Genomic DNA, 16,397 nt, shown 5'->3' with positions numbered 1-16,397 from the left:
CCGTGGTCCCTCCGTGTCCGAGCCCACCTGCGGCGGCGATAGGGTCCGCCGTGTGAGCGAGTACCAGTACTACGAGTTCCAGGCCCTCGACCGTCCGCTCACCCGCGAGGAGCAGGAGCAACTGCGGGCCATCTCCACCCGGGCGAGAATCACCGCGACCAGCTTCACCAACACCTACAACTGGGGTGACCTGAGCGGCAATCCGCGCCGCATGGTCGAGCGCCACTTCGACGCCCACCTGTACGTCACCAACTGGGGCACCCACCGCCTGATGTTCCGCCTGCCGAGGCAAGCCCTGGCCCTGCCCACAGCGAAGCCGTACTGCCTCGACCACCACGTCGACGCCTGGACCACCCGCACCCACCTCCTGCTCGACCTCACCAGCGAGGACGAAGGCGGCGACTGGATCGAAGGCGCCGACGACTCACTGGCCGCCCTCATCGGCGTACGCGACGAACTCGCCACAGGCGACCTGCGCCCCCTCTACCTCGCCTGGCTCTCCGCGCTCGCCGCCTGGGAACTCGAAGACGACGAAGAAGAGAAGTACCGGACCTGCCCCGAACCGCCCGTCCCGGCCGGGCTCAGCGAACTGACCGCCCCGCAGCGCGCGCTCGTGGACTTCCTGCGCGTGGATGGCGACCTGCTGGCAGTCGCGGCCCAGGCCAGTCCCGCCGCACCCGAGAAGTCGGCCGGGCCCACGAAGAAGGAACTCGCTCCGCTCATCGCCGCTCTGCCCCAGGGGGAGAAGGACGCACTGCTGCTACGGCTCGCCCTCGGCCCGGAGCCCCGGTTTCGCACCGAACTCCTGTACCGCCTGCGCGGCACCGCTGCCCCGGCCACCGTCCCGGGGCGCCGCTCCGCCGCCCAGCTCCTGGACGCCGCCCACTCACGGCGCACCGAGCGCCGACAGCGCGTCGAACACGAACGAGCCGCAGCCCGCGCCCAGCACCTGACGAGCCTCGCGAGCGAGGCCGAGTCCGCCTGGCAGCAGATCGAGGCGCACATCGCCACCAAGAAGACCAACGCCTACGACCAGGCCGTCGCCCTCATCGCGGAGCTGCGTGACGCGTACGCCCACACTGGACGGAGCACAGACTTCCAAAAACGCCTCGTCAACCTGCGTGAGCGCTACCAGCGCCGCCCCGGCCTCATTCACCGTCTCGACCTTCACGGCCTCCGGTGACACCCCACCGCTGGCACGCCGGGAGAACCTGGGCAGGCGCGCCCTCAGGGAAGGAGCGTGAAGGCGGGAACGTGATCGGGCGCGATCGCCCGGAAATGCCGGTGGTCGAGCGTCGCGACGCTGGTCAGCTTCAGTCGCTCCGCCACAGCGACCACCGAAGCGTCCGCGACGCCCAGCGGAAAGCCCCGGTAGCGGTTCATGAGGTCAGAAATCCGGGCCATGTCCCGTTCTTCGGGGAACACCTGTACCAGGTCGCCACCGACGACGGACTCCACCAGGTTGATCTCGGCCTCGGCGCCGAGATACTTCCCGATCAGGTAGCAGCATTCGGTCAGCACGTACGGTGTGACCAGCAGGTCGCCGTCGAACGACTCCAGGAGCTCTGCACAGCGCTCGTGATCGGGATCGTTGCGGTTGAGGAAGGCGACGAGCGGACCGGAGTCAACGATCAGCATCGCCCTCGCCGATCTCCGCCCGTACGATGTCCCTCGCCCGGGCGCCGAGATCGGTTGCCGGACCTTCAAAGGTCCGCAGTATCCGGAATCTGCTCGGCGCGGGCTTCACCAGACGCAGAGCATGACGCCGCAGTTCCTCAGCCTGCTCGGGCTCCAGGCGATCAATGAGCTCATGGAGTTCGCTGTAGTCGTACGCCGAGGTCATGACCGCTTCCTCTCCACCGCGCCGTACATCCACGATAGCGTCGCCACGCCCGCCACGGTGACCGTGACTGTCACGGCCAGAACCCCTGCCCGCGAGCCTCCCCGTCACAGAACAACCACGCGGCTGAACTCCGGAGCGATCCCGCCCCCGAGACGCCGTGCCGCGTCAGGACCCTCACCGGCACCATCGGCGATCGCTGGTCGTGTGACCCATGCCAGACGCTGAACACTCATGGTCGCCCCGACGTCACTGCTCGCTGTCTCCGGGGCGACACGCGCTTTGCTCTTGATCCGCCAGGATTTTCAGGATGTCGCGGATCACGTTCAATTGACGCCGTCCCAACTCCTCGCCCTCCGGCCCGTCGACAACGACGTACCGGACATGAACGGTGGGTGGGGGTCCCCATCTGCCACCCCCTGGAGAGGGAATCGACTGCGCACGATCTGCATTCGTCATGCCTCCCACCATCTCGCCGACGCACCAGTTGTCCGTCCTACCCGCCGAACCCGGGAAAGTCTCAGCCCAGACCGGTATCCTCCCCCGCCACCCTCGCGGGTTCGACATCCGTCAAGGTCATCCCTTCCGGGAACCCGGAACGACACTGTTAACGTTTCTGCTGGTCAGCCCACTTATTCTTTGATCACTCAAGGCAGTGAATCAGCCTGAATCCAGCAACCGACCAACGGCGGACGCGGTTGTCCCAGGTACTCATCGAAAGATCACAGAAGGGGACAAGCTTCGTCATGCCCTACATCACGCGCCTCGCCACAGCTCTGACCGCCGCAGGAGCCCTCGTTCTCACCGCGCCGACGGGTGCGCACGCCACCGCGCTCGGGTCGACTGCCGTGCAGACCTTCGAGTACAGCGTGGGCGGCGTGACGATGAAGGTCCCGACCGGCTGCATGTTCACACACATCATCCGAGGCAGCGGCAGGAAGATCACGTACCAGAACGCCGGCGTCGACTGCGCCTTCGTGGGAGCGCTCAGCAGCGGTTTCTGCAACTGGCGCATCGACTTCACGTACGCCGACACCAACAACCGGACCTACCGCACGTCACAGGGCCGGACCCACAGCGAATGCAAGATCGACCCGATGAGGAACAACTCTCCCCAGAGGCTGCCTCGTTATGGCAAAGCGTGTGCCCATCTCTACGTCAACGGGGTGCGCCGTGTGAGCCAGTGCCACCACATCACGAAGTGAGTCGTTTCATGACCGAGCAGCAAGAGGGGCAGAACTCGGACCAGGCGTGGGAAACACGCCGACGCCGGGTCGGGATCACCTCGTTCCTCGTCGGCCTCGTCGTCACGCTCGCCTTCTTCGCCTTCTTCCCCGGACTCCCGCACATCGTCGACTGGGGCGCCCTTCTCGTGTCCCTCGCCGTGGGCGGCCTTGCCCGATGGGCCTGTCAGTCCTGGATGACGAAGACGGCGGAAAAGAAGCCCGGACGCAAGTAGTCGCCTCGGTGGAGCCCTTGGGCTCCACCGAGCGCCTTTTCGAGCCACCCATGCCCAAGCGTCGACGTCCCCGTCTTCCGGCATGTCAACCGAACTCATCGAAGGCGTCAGCCGGGGCTCGTCTTCAGCGCCGCACTCGGGGGTTCATCCACCGCCGAGACCGCCCGCAGCGGGACCGGCACCAGCCGAGACCGCCCCTCAACCACCACCGTGGCGCAAATGCGCAGGTCAGCGCCGTGCGCACGACCAGCCATGTTTTGGGGCTCCCGCCGGGGGCGCCACCCGCGGTTCGCACCTCTCTGGACATCGTCGCAGGTCAGCACCGCGTTTCGGCGATACGCCGCCCTCCCGGCCGGGCGCCCCGGGCGCCTGTGGCTCGAAATGGGAGGGCGCCCTCCATTCCACCGGGGCTCTCGCTACCGGATTCCGAACGTCTCGTCCGTGCGGTTGCGGTGGGCGTTGACCAGCTGGACGCGGGAGTTGACGTCGAGCTTGGCGAACACCGAACGCAGGTGGGTGCCCACGGTGTTGGGCGAGACGCCGAGTTCGGCGGCCGCCGACCGGTTGGTGTGGCCGGCGCTGATGAGGGCCGCGACCCGGGTCTCGGCGTCGGTGAGGGCGGCCCAGCCGTGGGTCGGGCGGGCGTTCCCGGCCCCGGCGGACCACTCGGGGCGCCGGATGCCCGCCTTGCGGGCCGCGCGGTGCAGTGAGTCCTGTGCCGGGCGGGCGCCCATCCGCTCGTAGACGGCCCAGGCCCGGTCGAAGTGGACGGCGGCCTCCGCGCGCCGCCCCCGGGCCGCGAGCAGCTTCCCGTAGTCGGCGGCCCCGCCGGCCTGGAGTTCGGGGCGGGGGCTGCGGCCGAGCGTGTCGGCGGCCCGTTCCAGCAGGGTGAGGTCCGCACGGGCCAGGCCCTGGGTCTGGTAGGCGATCCCCTCGTAGCTGGCGATGCCCGGATTGCGCGCGGCGCCCTCCTCGGCGAGGGTGAGCGCCTCCTTGGCGAAGCGCTCGTCGCCCGCGGCCGTGCCGATCGCCAGCAGCAACCGCGTCCAGCCGGGCCACCAGGGCCAGCAGGTCCTCGACTCGCGGGCGGTGTACAGGACCGGGGCCAGGATGTCCACGGCGTCCGCGGGCCGCCCCTCGGCCGCGGCGAACCAGCCGCGCATCAGCCTCAGGCTGGGCTTGCGGATGCCGTCGTCGGCCTTGCTCCGGCTCTCCCGGTCCGCGACCAGCCGCTTGGCCTGCTCCCATTCGCCGCGCAGCGCGCACACCGAGGCGTGCACCACGACGGCGTCCAACTCGTAGACGTGGCCGCCCAGTTCCTGGCTCATGGAGATCAGCGCCCGGGCCCCCGACTCGGCGTCGTCCAGCCTGCTGAGGTTGAAGTCGTGCCACATCTGGGCGGACAGCAGGGAGGGCCGGACCGCCTCGACCTCGTCCCGGGCGTCCGCGAGGGCCGCGGCGATGAGTGCCTCGGACTCCTCGTAGCGGTCGAGGAGTTGCAGTTCGATGATCTCGCCGGCGACGTGGTTCACGCCCTCCAGCTGCCGCAGTTCGCGGAACGCGGTCATGGCGTCGACGTGGTGCCCGGAGTTGCGGCCGACCTCCCCGACCGCCTGGAGCGCCAGCACCATGGCCTCCCGGTCGTCCACCGCCCGCGCCTGCTGGAGCGCGGCCGGCGCCACGGCCCGGGCGGCGGTGGCGTCGTGGCCGGTCAGCGCCAGCGCCCGGGCCGCCTCCAGCCTGGCCCGCAGCGCCGGTGAGATGCCGGGCAGCGCCAGGACCCTGCCGATCCGCTCCACGGAGTCGCCGAGGCTGCCGGTCAGCCACAGCGCGCGGGACATCAGCACCTGGATCCGGGCCGTCGCCTCGGGCTCGCTCGTGCGCCGCAGCAGCGTCTGAGCGAGGTGCACCGCGTCGGCCGCCCGCTGCACCCGGCCCAGCACGTCCACGCAGTGCTCCCCCGTCTCGCGCCACGTCCGGCTGCCCGGCCGCAGCGGCCGGAACGCCTCGGTGATCAGCTTCCCGGCGGTCTCGGGCAGAGCCGGTACGGCTTCCTCGGCGGCGTCCCGCAGGATCCGGACGCAGGCCTCGTCGTCCGGGGTGACGCTGAGCCGAGCGTGCGGGGCCGCCTCCAGGGGGCTGTGGCCGCCGTCGATCAGGAACGCCGCGCAGCCGCGGTGGAAGCGGCGCCGGGCGCCGTCGGAGAGGGCGCCGTAGACGGTCTCGCGGACCAGGTCGTGGCGGAAGCCGATCCGGTGCCCGACGGTGCCGAGCAGTCCGGAGGCGAGGGCCGCCTCCACGCCGGTGGCGACCGACGCGTGGTCGTGCCGGGGGGCGAGGAGTTCGGCCATCTCGTCCACGGCGAACGTCCGGCCCAGCACCGAGGCCATCCGCACCACGTCGGCGGCGGCCGGGTCGAGACCGGCCAGCGACCGGCGGACGCCCGCGATGAACTCGTCGGGAACGCGGTCGGCGGGCTCGCCGCGCGCCGCGGCCCGCAGCAGCCCTTCGAGGAGCTGGACCGCCAGGAAGGGGCTGCCGCCGACGCCGTCGAGCATCCGGCGGACCGGCTCCGAGGGCGGGCGGCCGAGCCGGTCCCGGGCGATCTGCAGGACGTCGTCCCGGCCGAGGGCCGCCAGCGGGACGACGGTGACGGGTGTCGAGGGGGTGGTGCGGGCCGTCAGGTCACGGAAGACCGGGCAGTCGGCGTCCCTGCTGGTGAACACCCACACCAGCGGATGCCCCGCGAGCCAGCCGGGCAGCGCGGACAGCGCCGTACGGCTCAGCTGGTCGGCCCACTGCACGTCGTCCACGGCGATCAGGACGGGGGTGTCCGCCGCGGCGCGCTCCAGGATCTCGCCGATCCGGTCCATGAAGGTGAGGGGCCGCGCCGACAGCCCGTCGAGCTCGGCGATCTCCCCGGTCCCGGTCCTGGTCCCGGTCCCGGCCCCGGCCGAGGCCGAGGCCAGCGGCCCCGACCTGAGCGCCATCAGCAGGGGCGCACCGGGCGTGGTCCGCGCTATCTCGTCCACCGAACTCCGCCCGACCACGAAGCCGAGCGGGGCGGCCTCGCAGGTCAGGGCGTCCAGCAGCGCGCTCTTGCCCATCCCGGGCTCGCCGGTGACGAGTACGATCCCGCTCTGGCCGGACCGCACCGTACGGCGTAATACGGCGAGCCCCAGCGACAGCTGGTCGGAACGACCCCGCAGCGGTGTGCTACGACCCAAGACCACTCAACTCCCACGCTCGTCGTCCGGTGCCCGAGTGCGCTCCCCGGGCCGTGGAAGAGAGGGCGAGCGGTCGCCACGCGATCGGAGCTCTCCAGGTACCCGGACAGCACGCCCCCAGCTTTCTTCCGCGCCCGACGGCATCGCATCCCGTGAACCACGTAGTCCCGCCGGCCACGCGACCACGCGACCACGCACCACTGCGGAACCCGTACGACGGCTCGTTCACCCGGCGGGAAGGGCGGCGCCCGCACCCGGACCGCTCCCGGCGTGCGGCGCCCAGCCGGGCGTGGTGGCCGAGCAGGTCGGGCGCGTCCACGGCGGACGGGTCGGCTGGGTGGAGCCGAGGTTCGCCCGCCCCGAGGCGGACGGCGACGAGGCCGCGGCAGACCTCGCCGAGATGGCCCTGCGCATGCCGGGCGTACCGCCGGACGACGCCCGCGAGGTGGCCCGGCGCCTCTACGGCGGACGGGTCGGCTGGTGGAGCCGAGGTTCGCCCGCCCCGAGGCGGACGGCGACGAGGCCGCGGCAGACCTCGCCGAGATGGCCCTGCGCATGCCGGGCGTACCGCCGGACGACGCCCGCGAGGTGGCCCGGCGCCCCCTGCCCGACATCGGCTGACGGCTCCGCCGACGCCCCCGGCGGCCGCCCCGTGCGCCGCCGGGAGAGGGGAAGGCCCCGGGGCCGCCCGGTTCAGGTCCCGGCGGGGTTCTCCGGCGCGGCCTCGGCGGCGACCTCGTCGACCACGGTGTGCGCCTGCTTCTCGGGGACCCCGGCCGCGATGAGCGTGGCGACGGCCGTGCGGGTGCCGTCGTCCTCGAACGCTCCGGTGTTGACCTCTTCCAGCAGGGCGATCGACATGCCCTCCAGGGCGGCACTGAGCACCGCAGGCGGCAGATGGGGATGGAAGACGCCGTCCCGCTGCCCGCGCTCCACGATGGCCGTGGCCCGGACCCGGGCCGGTGCGAGGACCTCGGCGACCCGCTCCGCGCCCAGGTCCCGGTGGGCGAGGGCCAGCAGCATCCGGTAGCGGTCGCCCACCGGCCACAGCGACAGGGAGAAGCGCGCGAGGGCCCGGTCGGCCGGCTCCGCCGGCTCCGCCTCCCGCGCCAGGGCGGCCTGGAGCGCCTCGGCGGCCTCCTCGGCCAGGGCTTCCAGCAGCGCGGCCCGCCCCGGGAAGTGCCCGAAGAGCGTGCGCCGTACGACACCGGAGGCGCGGGCCAGCTCCTCCAGGGTGATGTCGGGGTTCCGGCCGAGTTCCTGGCGGGCGGTGGCGAGGATCCGCGCCCGGTTGGACCGTGCGTTGCTACGCTGCGGCACTCGGCCGACGGGCTGGGACACGGACAACCTCGATGAAGACCGGACGAACGGCGGGCGCCCTCATTCTGACATGACCGCCCCGGTGCGGACCTTGAGCGAGGGCCCGGAAACCCTTCTGGACAACGTTGACACACCACTTCGTCGAGTTCGTCGTCCAGGTCGTCGAAGACCCCGGTCTGCGTTGTCTGGTCCATGGTCATTCCCCGTGGTGGAGTGAGGAGGGAGGGGTGCGGATCAGGCCGGTGAGGCCGACGAACAGGCCCAGGAGGCCGAGGGCAGCGACCAGGGCCAGTGCCGGCCGGCAGGCGACGGCCGGACCGGTGCCGGGCGCCGGCGTGTGGGCGGCGAGCAGGGCGGCGACGAGCGCGACCGCGAGGACCCCGGCGAGCTGAAACGGCCGTCTGGCAGAGGCCGTTGCCGGTGAGCCGGTCGGCGGGGGCGAGGCGGGACATCGCCTGCATGTTGAGTGCGGCGCAGGAGAGATCCGCATGAAAAAAGGCCCCTCGTGGCCCTTCCGGAGAACAACCGGAAGGGCGCTGCGAAGAGCCTGGAAAAGGGCGCGGTGAATCCGCCGAATTAAGCGGGACAGCCTTTGGCCAGAGGGTCAACCCCTGGCGGGGACAGATGGCTTGGTGTTCTCCGCGAATGCCGGGCCGGAATGCGTCGGGGCGAGGAGTTTCAGCAGCAGTCCGCGCAGTTCGTCCTCGCCGCCGGGACCGAGCATGGCGGAGACGTCCGCGGCGAGTCCCGCGACGGCTCCGGCCACGACCCCGAGCTGCTCTCGGCCGAGGTCGGTCACCTCCAGGGCGTACCGGCGCCGGTCGTGCGGGTCGCGGCCCCGGCGCACCAGGCCCAGTCTGACGAGTTCGTCGACGAGCTGGGAGGCGGCGGGCCCGGTGATGGCGAGCAGTTCGGCGAGCCGCTGCTGGGCGATGGGCCCGAGCACGTCGAGAGCGGACAGCGGGCCGTAGTGCCGCACCCTCAGACCGGTGCCTGCCAGCTGGTCGTCACCGAGCTTGCGCAGCCGGTGGTGGGCCTGCGCGACCAGGTACTCGGTGCCCTGCACGAGCGGCTGCGCCGACTCGGGCAGCAGCCGGCCGAGCAGCTCGTCGAGCCGGGCGGTCTCCTCGTCCGTCAGTACGGCGGTGAGCCGGGCGTCCCGCTCGGCGACCGCCCGCCGGCTGGCCTCCACGGCCTCGCGTCCCGTGTCGGTCAGGGAGAGCACGTACTGGCGCCGGTTGTCGGGGTTGCGGGTGCGCCGGACCTCGTCGCGGGCCTCAAGGCGGTCGATGACGCCGACCATGATGGTGCGGTTGATGCCGAGCCGCTCCGCGAGGTCGAGCTGGGACTCCCAGTCGCGGCCGGTGAGCGCGTCGAGGACCAGGAAGTCGCGGGAGTCGCTGTCGCCGCCGTCGTCGGTGGCGGAGAACTGCGCGTAGACGCGGCGCAGGAGATAGCCGATGAAGTCGGTGAGGGCGTCCGGGAGGACTCCGGGGACCTCCGCGGTCTGCTCGGTCCGGGTCACCGGGCCGCGCTCGTCGTCGCTCTCGTACCGCAAGGCAGCACCTCCTGCCCGAGTATATCGACGGCTTCCCGGCCGGCACCGGTACCGGCACCGGGGAACCGGCGAACCCGCCCGGAGTGGTCGGGGCGGGGCCGCCGGGGTCGGTCACAGGGCGACGGGCGGGTGTTCGGCGTCCTGCTGCTGGGGGCGGGTACCCGGGAGGGTGGCCAGGGCCACGATCAGGGCCAGCAGGTAGCAGCCGCCGCCGAGCAGGAACCCGTACGAGTAGCCGGTGGTGAGGGCGTGCGGGACGCTGCCCGGCAGCTCGTGGTCGGTGATGGCGGTGGCCGCCGCGGCGAGGGCGGCCAGGCCGATGGCGCCGCCGATCTGCTGGGCGGTGTTGACCAGTCCCGAGGCCGCGCCGGTGGCCTGCGGGGCGACCCCGCGGACGCTGACGACGGTGACGGCCACGAAGACCATGCCGAGGCCGAGACCGGCGACCAGCTGGGCCGGCAGCAGCGCGGCCCACGGGTTCTGGCCGGGCTCGATGAAGCTGAACCAGACCATGCCCGCGGTGCCGATCAGCAGACCGAGGGCGATCACGTTGCGCTCGGGCAGCTTGGCGAGCAGCTGCGGGCCGAGACCGCCGGCCGCGATGCCCATGCCGAGGGCGAAGGGCAGGTAGGCGACGCCGGTGACCATAGGGGCGTAGCCCTTGACCAGCTGCATGTAGAGGGTCAGGAAGTAGAAGGTGGCGAGCATGCCCGCACCGACCAGGAACATGATCAGGTCGGCGCCGACCCGGCTCCTGTCGGCGAGCACGCCGCGCGGGATCATCGGCGCCCTGCTCGCACGCTGGACGAGGACGAAGGCGAGGATCAGGACGAGCGCGGCGCCCAGGCCGATCAGGGTGACACTGTCACCGAAGCCCTTGTCGCCGGCGCGGTTGATGGCGTAGACGAGCGAGCCGAAGCCCAGGGTGGCGGTGAGTGCGCCGGGCACGTCGACCTTGCCGCGCTCGCGCTCGCCCTCGACGAGAACGCCGGTGCCGAACAGGACGGCCAGGGCGATCGGGATGTTCACGAACATCACCCAGCGCCAGCTCAGGTACTCGGTGAGCGCGCCGCCGAGCAGCAGGCCGACGACCGAGCCGAGGCCGCCCATCGCGCCGTAGACACCGAGCGCCTTGTTGCGGGCGGGGCCCGCCGGGAAGGTGGTGGCCAGCAGGGACAGGGCGGTGGGGGCGGCGATGGCGGCGCCCGCGCCCTGGATCACGCGGGCGGCGATGAGCAGTTCGCCGCTCTGGGCGAGGCCGCCGAGCAGCGAGGCGGCGGTGAACAGGACCAGGCCGGTGCGGAAGACCCGGCGGCGGCCGAAGAGGTCACCGGCGCGGCCGCCGGCCAGCAGCAGACCGCCGAAGGCCAGGGCGTAGGCGGTGACGATCCAGCCGAGGCCGGACTCGCTGAGCCCGAGGGCGCTCTGCATGCTCGGCAGGGCGACGGCGACGATCGTGTTGTCGAGGACGAGCATGAGCTGGGCCGCGGCGATCACGAGTAACGCGAGTCCGGGCCTGCCGTCCTGCTGCGGCGGGGCCGCGGCCTTGGGGACGGCCTGAGTGCGGTCTTGCAGCGACATGGGATGTCTCCGTGTCTGTCTCAGGGTTGGGGGGTGTCGAGCGGAACCCTCGGGGTCCGGTCAGCGGCTGGCGGAGGCGGTCTTCGGGGTCCAGATGTCGAGGTCCTGGTAGGCCTTGCGCCAGTCGTTCTCGTAGGCGTTGCGCAGCGGTTCGGGCATGCTGCCGAGGAGCTTGGCGGCCTTCGCGGCGTCGATGTCGTCGAGCAGCCAGGGCAGGTAGCGGGCGGAGTCGTCGCCGACCCGGGTGCGCTGCTCGGCGGCGAAGTCCGCCCACTGCTCCTGGGAGAGTGTGATGTCCATCAGCCGCAGGGCGTCCCGCTCCTCGTGGTCGAGGTGGCCGCCGAGCTTGGTGCAGAGGGTGTCGGTCAGGCCGGTCAGGCGCTCCAGGCCGGAGTCGCGGTCGGCCAGGGCCGCGTCGATGTCGGCGAGCAGCGGGTCGATGACGCCGTGCTCGGCCTCCATGTCGGCGAGCAGGGCCAGTTCGGAGCTCCGGCCGGCCAGGGCCGCCTCCATGACCGGCCAGATCTTCACGTCCTCGGAGGTGTGGTGGATGGTCAGGAACTTCTTGAACAGCTCCCAGCCGACCGCCGCGCTCAGTACGTGCCGGGGGTCCTCGTCGACCCGCGCGGTGATCCGGGCGATCCGCTCCAGCTCGCGGCGGAGCGCGTCGTGGATCACGAACATCATCGTCATGTCGAGGTTCTTGAAGTCCTGGCTCATCGTTCTCTCCCTCACTGCTTCGTCGTCGCACTGCGAGAGTATCGTCAACCTACTTATCTATCAATCTCCCAACTAGCAATCTACCAACCATCAGGGCTTGAACTATTCGCCGGTCGGCGGCTGACGCCACTGCGGCACCCGAAGGCGCAGGTCAGCGGGTTCTCGCGATCTCCAGAACGGGCTCGTCCTGGCCGATTCCGGCCGGTTCCCGCTCAAGGTCCTCGTCGATCCCCTTGCGGATCCGGGTCAGCGCGGGGCTGGTCATGGCCGTGGTGAGCAGGGCCATCAGCACCAGGACGGTGAACAGCTCGGGCCCGATGACACCGGGTCCGAGCCCGATGTTGAGCACGATCAGCTCGGTCAGACCCCGGCAGTTCATCGGTGGCTGCCCACCGGGAACGTCATCTCGATGTCCTCGGTGAACAGGGACCTCGCCCAGGTCGCGTCGAAACCGCCCTCGTCGAGGCCGGCCGGATAGCGTCCGGCGAGGTCCCGCAGGCTCAGCACATCGGTGAGCCGGGCGACTTCGTCCGTCATGACACCCGGCGCGCTTCGGTGCGGGCACCCGTCGCGTAGATCACGACGTCGTCGGGGCCGTGCACGACGGCCTTGCCCTCGCCGGTGAGCGCGTCGCCGTCGTGCCGCGCGGTGATGTCGATCTGTATGTACGCGGCCCGGTGGCCGTTGGGGCTGATCTGGGTGACGTCGAGGTTGAAGTCCCCGCGCAGGGAGAACTCCAGGGAGTCGTCGCCGGTGACGGTCCAGGAGCCGGTGCCGGTGCTCTTGCGCGTGGTGACCGAGAGCGAGCCGTCCGGGGCGAAGGCGACGGTGTATTCGTCCACCTCGCCGTCGTGCGTGACCGTACCCGTCCATCGACCGACGGGTGTCCGGGTGGAAACAGGCATCGACCACACTTCCTCAAGTCGGGGCGGAAGGAAAACAAAAAATCCGCGCCCCCGGTGGGGACACGGATTTCGAGACTCGTCCTGCGGCCACGTGTCCGCTGACCCCGACCGCTCCCCGGGAGAGTCCCCGTGCCCGTCCTTCTCATCACCGGCGCGTCCGGGTTCGTCGGCGCCCACGTGACGCGCGAGGCACAGCGCCGGCGGGCCGACCTCAGGCTCATGAGCCACCGCCGGTCCCTGCCCCGGTCCTGCCCCGGGGCGCGGACCGTGCACGCCGACCTCACCGACCCCGGCTCGCTGCGCGGGGTGTGCGACGGGGTCGACGTACTCCTGCACTGCGCGGCGCAGATCGGCGGCAGCACCGCGGCCAACGAGGCGGTCAACGCGCGTGGCACGGCTGCTGGTCGCCACGGCGCCGGCCCCGGACGGGGTCCTGACCTCGCGGGTGTACCACGCCGCGGATCCGACGCCGGTGACCGTCGGCAGCGCGCTGCGGGCGGTCGCCGACTGCGCCGGGATCCCCTGGCCGAGTGACAACCTCACCGTCGAGGGGGCCAAGGCGATCCTCGCGGCCAAGGGGGTCCCGCCGGCCACGCTCGACATCCTGACGACGGACCACTTCTTCGAGGCCGACGCCCTCTGGGCGGATCTCGGTCGGTGTCCGGGCGGTGGCTTCGCCACGTGGTTCGGCCGTGCCGAACAGTGGTACCGCTCGACGCTTGTGACGAACTGAATCTCCGCCCGGCACCCGCTGCGCCCGGTACCGGGTCCGGTGGCCCCGCACCGGACCCTTCCGGGTCCTTCGACACCGGAACCATGTCACGGCCAACCCCCGGCCACGCGGCGCCCGAACGGGCTACGCGTACCGGTAGATCCCGCCGTGGTCCTCCATCTGCTGCGGTGTCACGTCCCAGGGTGGCAGCTTCTCCCGCCGTGCGACGATCCTGCCGTGCTGGGTGTCGCCGGGGGCGGGCGGCTTCGCGGGGAGGTAGCGGGCAGATGGATGGCGCTGCCGCCAGCGGGACCACTGGAGATCGACGAAGGCGTGATGCAGCCAGAACACAGGGTCATTGACGGACGCGCCGCTGACCATGTGACCGCCCACCCAACGGTGAACCCTGTTGTGGTTGCGCCACGAAGCCGGAGGGTGTCCCGGCCCCCACCCTTCCAGCTTGTTGCGGAATCCCTTGGGGGAGGTGGAGTTCCAGGGAGCCGTGTCGTACAGGGGATCGGCGACGGCCGACTCCACGTCCCGGGACGTCGGCAGGGCGATCGGATCGTGGGAACGGCCGAGATCACGCATGAGGTACTCGGTGTCGGTCACCCCTACCGTGATGGTCCACCGGCCGTTACGGAACGCGAAGGGGCCGGATCTGACCTGCCGGTCGGAACGCCGCCCGTCGCCTCCGAGCAGATCCTCGGTCCACGGTACGGCGGTCGGGCCGCGATTGCGGGTCCAGTCCCAGTACGGCACGGTCACCGACGCGTCCACGCGGCGCAGTGCCCGCTCGAAGTCCACCAGGAACTTCCGGTGCCACGGCAGGAAGGAGGGTGTCATGTGGGCGGCACGCAGACCCCTCTCGCCGTCGGGCGTGTAGTACGCGATGTGCATGCGCACGAACTCGTCGTATTCACCGCTGCGTTTGAGCTCAAGCACCGCGTTGACGAACCGGCGCCGCTCGGAACGGGTGAGCGTGCTGACATCCTTACGCGTGTACACCATGGACATGGTCCTTCGGGGATCTCGGCTGCTCACTCCGCTCGCCGCTGTGGTCCATGCGGCCGTCGTTCCCGTCCGGCGCCGCCGGCCGCGCGGTGGGGCCCAGTTCGTCCACGGCGGCGCGGGCGGCTAAGAGCGGGGTCGGGTACGACTGGTAGTGGTCGACCATGGTCATCCAGCTGCCGTCCGCCCGGCGCATCAGGGGCAGCGGGCGTCCGTCCACCGTGACGTGCCACATTTCGCAGCAGGGGTCCCCGGACGGGCCGACGCCGTGCCTCACTCCGGTGATGCGCCGCCCACGGTATGTCTCGACGAACCGCGCCTTCTCCGGAGCGGACCGCCCCGGCGCCGGCGGGGCCGGTGCCATAGCCGCCATGGTGCCCGTGGCCAGCAGCCCCCACAGCACCCAACGCCGCTCCGTGGGCTTCGCGGAGCCCACGGGTTCCGCGGGGTTCGACGCGGTGTTCACCGGTATGGTCAATGCTCCTCCGAACTTCCCGTCGAGTGTCGTTCCGGCACCGGCGGCAGGACGGGAATCCCCGGCCGTCCGTGGGCACCGGCCGGTTCTACAGTCCGCCGACCACCCGGCCGACCGTGCGCTGGTGCACGGTGTGCCCCTCGTCCTTGAGGGGGCCGGGGAGAGCCCCTTCCCCGTTCGCGGCGAGCGTGTGCAGGGTCTGCAGCGGTTGCACGCTGACAGGCCCCCCGGTGACCTGCTTCACCACTCCGGCGAGATCCGCGTCCTTGGCCCCGGTGCCGCCGTGGGCTACGGCGGGCGCGGCCGCACCGGCAACGGTCAGGGCGCCGATGACGAGCGCGGCAGCCTTCATGGGCTTCAAGGGCTTCATGGTGGTTTCCTTTCATCAGCGAAACATGCGGGTCTGCGAAGAGCATGGCCCCACCACGGTCAACGAGCCACGAGGACGCCGGAAACCCCCTCACCGGAAAATTCCCCATACGCATTCAAAGCTCAATCGCGGGAACGGCCTCTGCCGTATGGTTTCTTCCCACCCTCCTGCGAAAGCCGGTGAGGAGCGCCGAAGAGACCGAAGGCCGACTCCGCACGCTACGGAATCGGCCTGTTCGAAACGTCACCGATACGCCGGTGAGCGCCGGTCAAGAAACAGCGGCCAGCGGAGATCGCGGCATCGTCAGCCGCCCAGGGGCAGACCGCCGACAAGCGGCTTCTGACCGTTCAAAGCGCCGGTGGCGCCCTGCAGAGTGTGGCTCACCGGGCCGTTCTTCGTGACGCCGAGCCCGTCCACTCCCTGGGTCACGGTCTTCACCGTGCCATTCAGGCCGGACGGCACGTCCACCGCGAACGCGGGTGCGGCGGCACCGGCCACGACGAGGGACCCGGCAACAACGGCGGCAGCCTTCAGAGACTTCATTGGTGTTCCTTTCTTCGATGGGTAAACAGCCAGCGGTAATGCTGTCGTCGTAATCAACGAGCCCCGGACGATCCGGAAACCAGGTGGGCCGAAATTACCGAGTCCTCATATGAGATCCATGACTCACGAAGCTCTTTCAGCACTGCCGCTCCAGAGTGAGGACGGCCGCGGAGACTGACGACATTCGATTCGGACTGCACCGGGACCGCGGAAGATCCGCCAGGACTTCATACGTGCGACGCCGCACTCGACCGGCGCCCGTGCTGCGGACAGCGCCCGGTTGACGGTGTGCAGGGTCGGCGTCAGATCACGGCCCGGCGGGCGTCCGAGGGGCGTCGCCCCCAAGGGACCGGCCCAGGGTGCCGTCCAGCAGGACGTACTCGGCGTCGGCCTCGCGCAGGGCGCGCAGCAGGCCGGGTGCGCCACGCCAAAAGGGCTCACGGATTCCGCACGGCCCGGACCGGTACCGGAAAGGGCGGGACCGTCCGCCTCCGGGAACCGCTGTCCCCCGCGAGGACACGAACCGGCCTGTTCCGGCATGACCTCACGATGCCCGACCAACATTCACAATTACGACACTTTCGTCGGTTTCGCCAGATAAGTACCACCGGCGTCTAGAGTTGCTCACCTCCGGCGTGCCCCGCGCGGCGCACGCATCGTCTCCATGGCGTCCTCC

Annotated in this window: 18 protein-coding genes and 5 pseudogenes; 7 read left to right on the top strand and 16 right to left on the bottom strand. The window is 71.0% G+C overall.

What is annotated here, in order from left to right:
• Nucleotides 1-52: 52 nt before the first annotated feature.
• Nucleotides 53-1,183, top strand: coding sequence for a hypothetical protein (locus SSP29_RS37185; RefSeq protein ID WP_089105317.1), 1,131 nt, complete (start codon nucleotides 53-55; stop codon nucleotides 1,181-1,183).
• A gap of 44 nt (nucleotides 1,184-1,227) precedes the next feature.
• On the opposite strand, the gene SSP29_RS37180 is transcribed toward SSP29_RS37185, so the two are convergent.
• Together SSP29_RS37180 and SSP29_RS37175 are read right to left on the bottom strand one after the other, a co-directional pair.
• Nucleotides 1,228-1,638 (bottom strand): type II toxin-antitoxin system VapC family toxin, encoded by a 411-nt coding sequence (locus tag SSP29_RS37180; RefSeq protein ID WP_089105316.1) that lies wholly within the window; start codon nucleotides 1,636-1,638, stop codon nucleotides 1,228-1,230.
• Complete coding sequence (locus SSP29_RS37175) at nucleotides 1,625-1,843, bottom strand: hypothetical protein (RefSeq protein ID WP_089105315.1); 219 nt, start codon at nucleotides 1,841-1,843, stop codon at nucleotides 1,625-1,627. The genes SSP29_RS37180 and SSP29_RS37175 overlap by 14 nt, the downstream gene beginning before the upstream one ends.
• 743 nt (nucleotides 1,844-2,586) lie before the next feature.
• Between SSP29_RS37175 and SSP29_RS37170 the strand changes: the two genes are divergently transcribed.
• Both SSP29_RS37170 and SSP29_RS37165 read left to right on the top strand, forming a co-directional pair.
• Nucleotides 2,587-3,045, top strand: coding sequence for a hypothetical protein (locus tag SSP29_RS37170; protein ID WP_150135629.1), 459 nt, complete (start codon nucleotides 2,587-2,589; stop codon nucleotides 3,043-3,045).
• Nucleotides 3,046-3,053: 8 nt separating this feature from the next.
• Nucleotides 3,054-3,299, top strand: a complete 246-nt coding sequence (locus SSP29_RS37165) for a hypothetical protein (protein WP_089105314.1) — start codon at nucleotides 3,054-3,056, stop codon at nucleotides 3,297-3,299.
• A gap of 416 nt (nucleotides 3,300-3,715) precedes the next feature.
• Here SSP29_RS37165 and SSP29_RS37160 read toward each other — a convergent pair whose 3' ends face one another.
• Nucleotides 3,716-6,532: an ATP-binding protein gene (locus tag SSP29_RS37160; RefSeq protein ID WP_089105313.1), complete on the bottom strand. Its 2,817-nt coding sequence runs from the start codon at nucleotides 6,530-6,532 to the stop codon at nucleotides 3,716-3,718.
• A 331-nt stretch (nucleotides 6,533-6,863) separates the two neighbouring features.
• Between SSP29_RS37160 and SSP29_RS60330 the strand changes: the two are divergent.
• Both SSP29_RS60330 and SSP29_RS57025 read left to right on the top strand, forming a co-directional pair.
• Nucleotides 6,864-6,983, top strand: a pseudogene (locus tag SSP29_RS60330) (TetR/AcrR family transcriptional regulator); the annotation flags it as partial.
• Nucleotides 6,984-7,003: 20 nt separating this feature from the next.
• Nucleotides 7,004-7,147: pseudogene (locus SSP29_RS57025) on the top strand (TetR/AcrR family transcriptional regulator); the annotation flags it as partial.
• A 72-nt stretch (nucleotides 7,148-7,219) separates the two neighbouring features.
• Here SSP29_RS57025 and SSP29_RS37150 read toward each other — a convergent pair.
• The 8 genes and pseudogenes from SSP29_RS37150 to SSP29_RS37125 form a co-directional block, all read right to left on the bottom strand.
• On the bottom strand, nucleotides 7,220-7,867 hold the full coding sequence (locus SSP29_RS37150; protein WP_089105312.1) for a TetR/AcrR family transcriptional regulator: 648 nt from the start codon (nucleotides 7,865-7,867) through the stop codon (nucleotides 7,220-7,222).
• A 175-nt stretch (nucleotides 7,868-8,042) separates the two neighbouring features.
• Complete coding sequence (locus tag SSP29_RS52640) at nucleotides 8,043-8,336, bottom strand: hypothetical protein (RefSeq protein ID WP_145968995.1); 294 nt, start codon at nucleotides 8,334-8,336, stop codon at nucleotides 8,043-8,045.
• A gap of 114 nt (nucleotides 8,337-8,450) precedes the next feature.
• Complete coding sequence (locus SSP29_RS37145) at nucleotides 8,451-9,371, bottom strand: MarR family winged helix-turn-helix transcriptional regulator (protein ID WP_368669279.1); 921 nt, start codon at nucleotides 9,369-9,371, stop codon at nucleotides 8,451-8,453.
• A 144-nt stretch (nucleotides 9,372-9,515) separates the two neighbouring features.
• Entirely contained in the window at nucleotides 9,516-10,985 is a 1,470-nt protein-coding gene (locus tag SSP29_RS37140) for an MFS transporter (RefSeq protein WP_089105310.1), read from the bottom strand.
• A 60-nt stretch (nucleotides 10,986-11,045) separates the two neighbouring features.
• Nucleotides 11,046-11,705 carry a hemerythrin domain-containing protein gene (locus SSP29_RS37135; RefSeq protein WP_089105309.1) on the bottom strand — a complete coding sequence of 220 codons (660 nt, stop codon included), beginning with the start codon at nucleotides 11,703-11,705 and terminating at the stop codon, nucleotides 11,046-11,048.
• A gap of 151 nt (nucleotides 11,706-11,856) precedes the next feature.
• A pseudogene (locus tag SSP29_RS37130) lies at nucleotides 11,857-12,084 on the bottom strand (cation:proton antiporter); the annotation flags it as partial.
• Nucleotides 12,081-12,242: a hypothetical protein gene (locus SSP29_RS58795; RefSeq protein WP_167450081.1), complete on the bottom strand. Its 162-nt coding sequence runs from the start codon at nucleotides 12,240-12,242 to the stop codon at nucleotides 12,081-12,083. The pseudogene SSP29_RS37130 and the gene SSP29_RS58795, both read right to left, overlap by 4 nt.
• Nucleotides 12,239-12,610 carry a dehydrogenase gene (locus SSP29_RS37125; protein ID WP_150135626.1) on the bottom strand — a complete coding sequence of 124 codons (372 nt, stop codon included), beginning with the start codon at nucleotides 12,608-12,610 and terminating at the stop codon, nucleotides 12,239-12,241. Before SSP29_RS37125 ends, SSP29_RS58795 begins: the two co-directional genes overlap by 4 nt.
• A gap of 129 nt (nucleotides 12,611-12,739) precedes the next feature.
• Between SSP29_RS37125 and SSP29_RS60325 the strand changes: the two are divergent.
• A pseudogene (locus SSP29_RS60325) lies at nucleotides 12,740-12,946 on the top strand (NAD-dependent epimerase/dehydratase family protein); the annotation flags it as partial.
• A gap of 52 nt (nucleotides 12,947-12,998) precedes the next feature.
• On the top strand, nucleotides 12,999-13,343 hold the full coding sequence (locus tag SSP29_RS60320) for a hypothetical protein (protein ID WP_245883458.1): 345 nt from the start codon (nucleotides 12,999-13,001) through the stop codon (nucleotides 13,341-13,343).
• A gap of 123 nt (nucleotides 13,344-13,466) precedes the next feature.
• Here the strand turns inward: SSP29_RS60320 and SSP29_RS37115 are convergent, their stop codons facing one another.
• The 5 genes and pseudogenes from SSP29_RS37115 to SSP29_RS57020 all read right to left on the bottom strand — a co-directional run.
• Nucleotides 13,467-14,333, bottom strand: a complete 867-nt coding sequence (locus tag SSP29_RS37115) for a tyrosinase family protein (RefSeq protein ID WP_089105307.1) — start codon at nucleotides 14,331-14,333, stop codon at nucleotides 13,467-13,469.
• Nucleotides 14,317-14,811 (bottom strand): tyrosinase family oxidase copper chaperone, encoded by a 495-nt coding sequence (locus SSP29_RS37110; protein ID WP_150135622.1) that lies wholly within the window; start codon nucleotides 14,809-14,811, stop codon nucleotides 14,317-14,319. Before SSP29_RS37110 ends, SSP29_RS37115 begins: the two co-directional genes overlap by 17 nt.
• Before the next feature lie 85 nt (nucleotides 14,812-14,896).
• Nucleotides 14,897-15,178, bottom strand: a complete 282-nt coding sequence (locus SSP29_RS37105; protein WP_089105306.1) for a hypothetical protein — start codon at nucleotides 15,176-15,178, stop codon at nucleotides 14,897-14,899.
• A 303-nt stretch (nucleotides 15,179-15,481) separates the two neighbouring features.
• On the bottom strand, nucleotides 15,482-15,721 hold the full coding sequence (locus SSP29_RS37100; RefSeq protein WP_089105305.1) for a hypothetical protein: 240 nt from the start codon (nucleotides 15,719-15,721) through the stop codon (nucleotides 15,482-15,484).
• 136 nt (nucleotides 15,722-15,857) lie between these two features.
• Nucleotides 15,858-16,075, bottom strand: a pseudogene (locus tag SSP29_RS57020) (transposase family protein); the annotation flags it as partial.
• Between the last annotated feature and the right edge of the window lie 322 nt (nucleotides 16,076-16,397).

This window comes from Streptomyces hyaluromycini (genome assembly GCF_002217755.1).
GTDB classification, from domain to species: domain Bacteria; phylum Actinomycetota; class Actinomycetes; order Streptomycetales; family Streptomycetaceae; genus Streptomyces; species Streptomyces hyaluromycini.
This window is presented reverse-complemented; position numbering and strand designations above follow the sequence as displayed.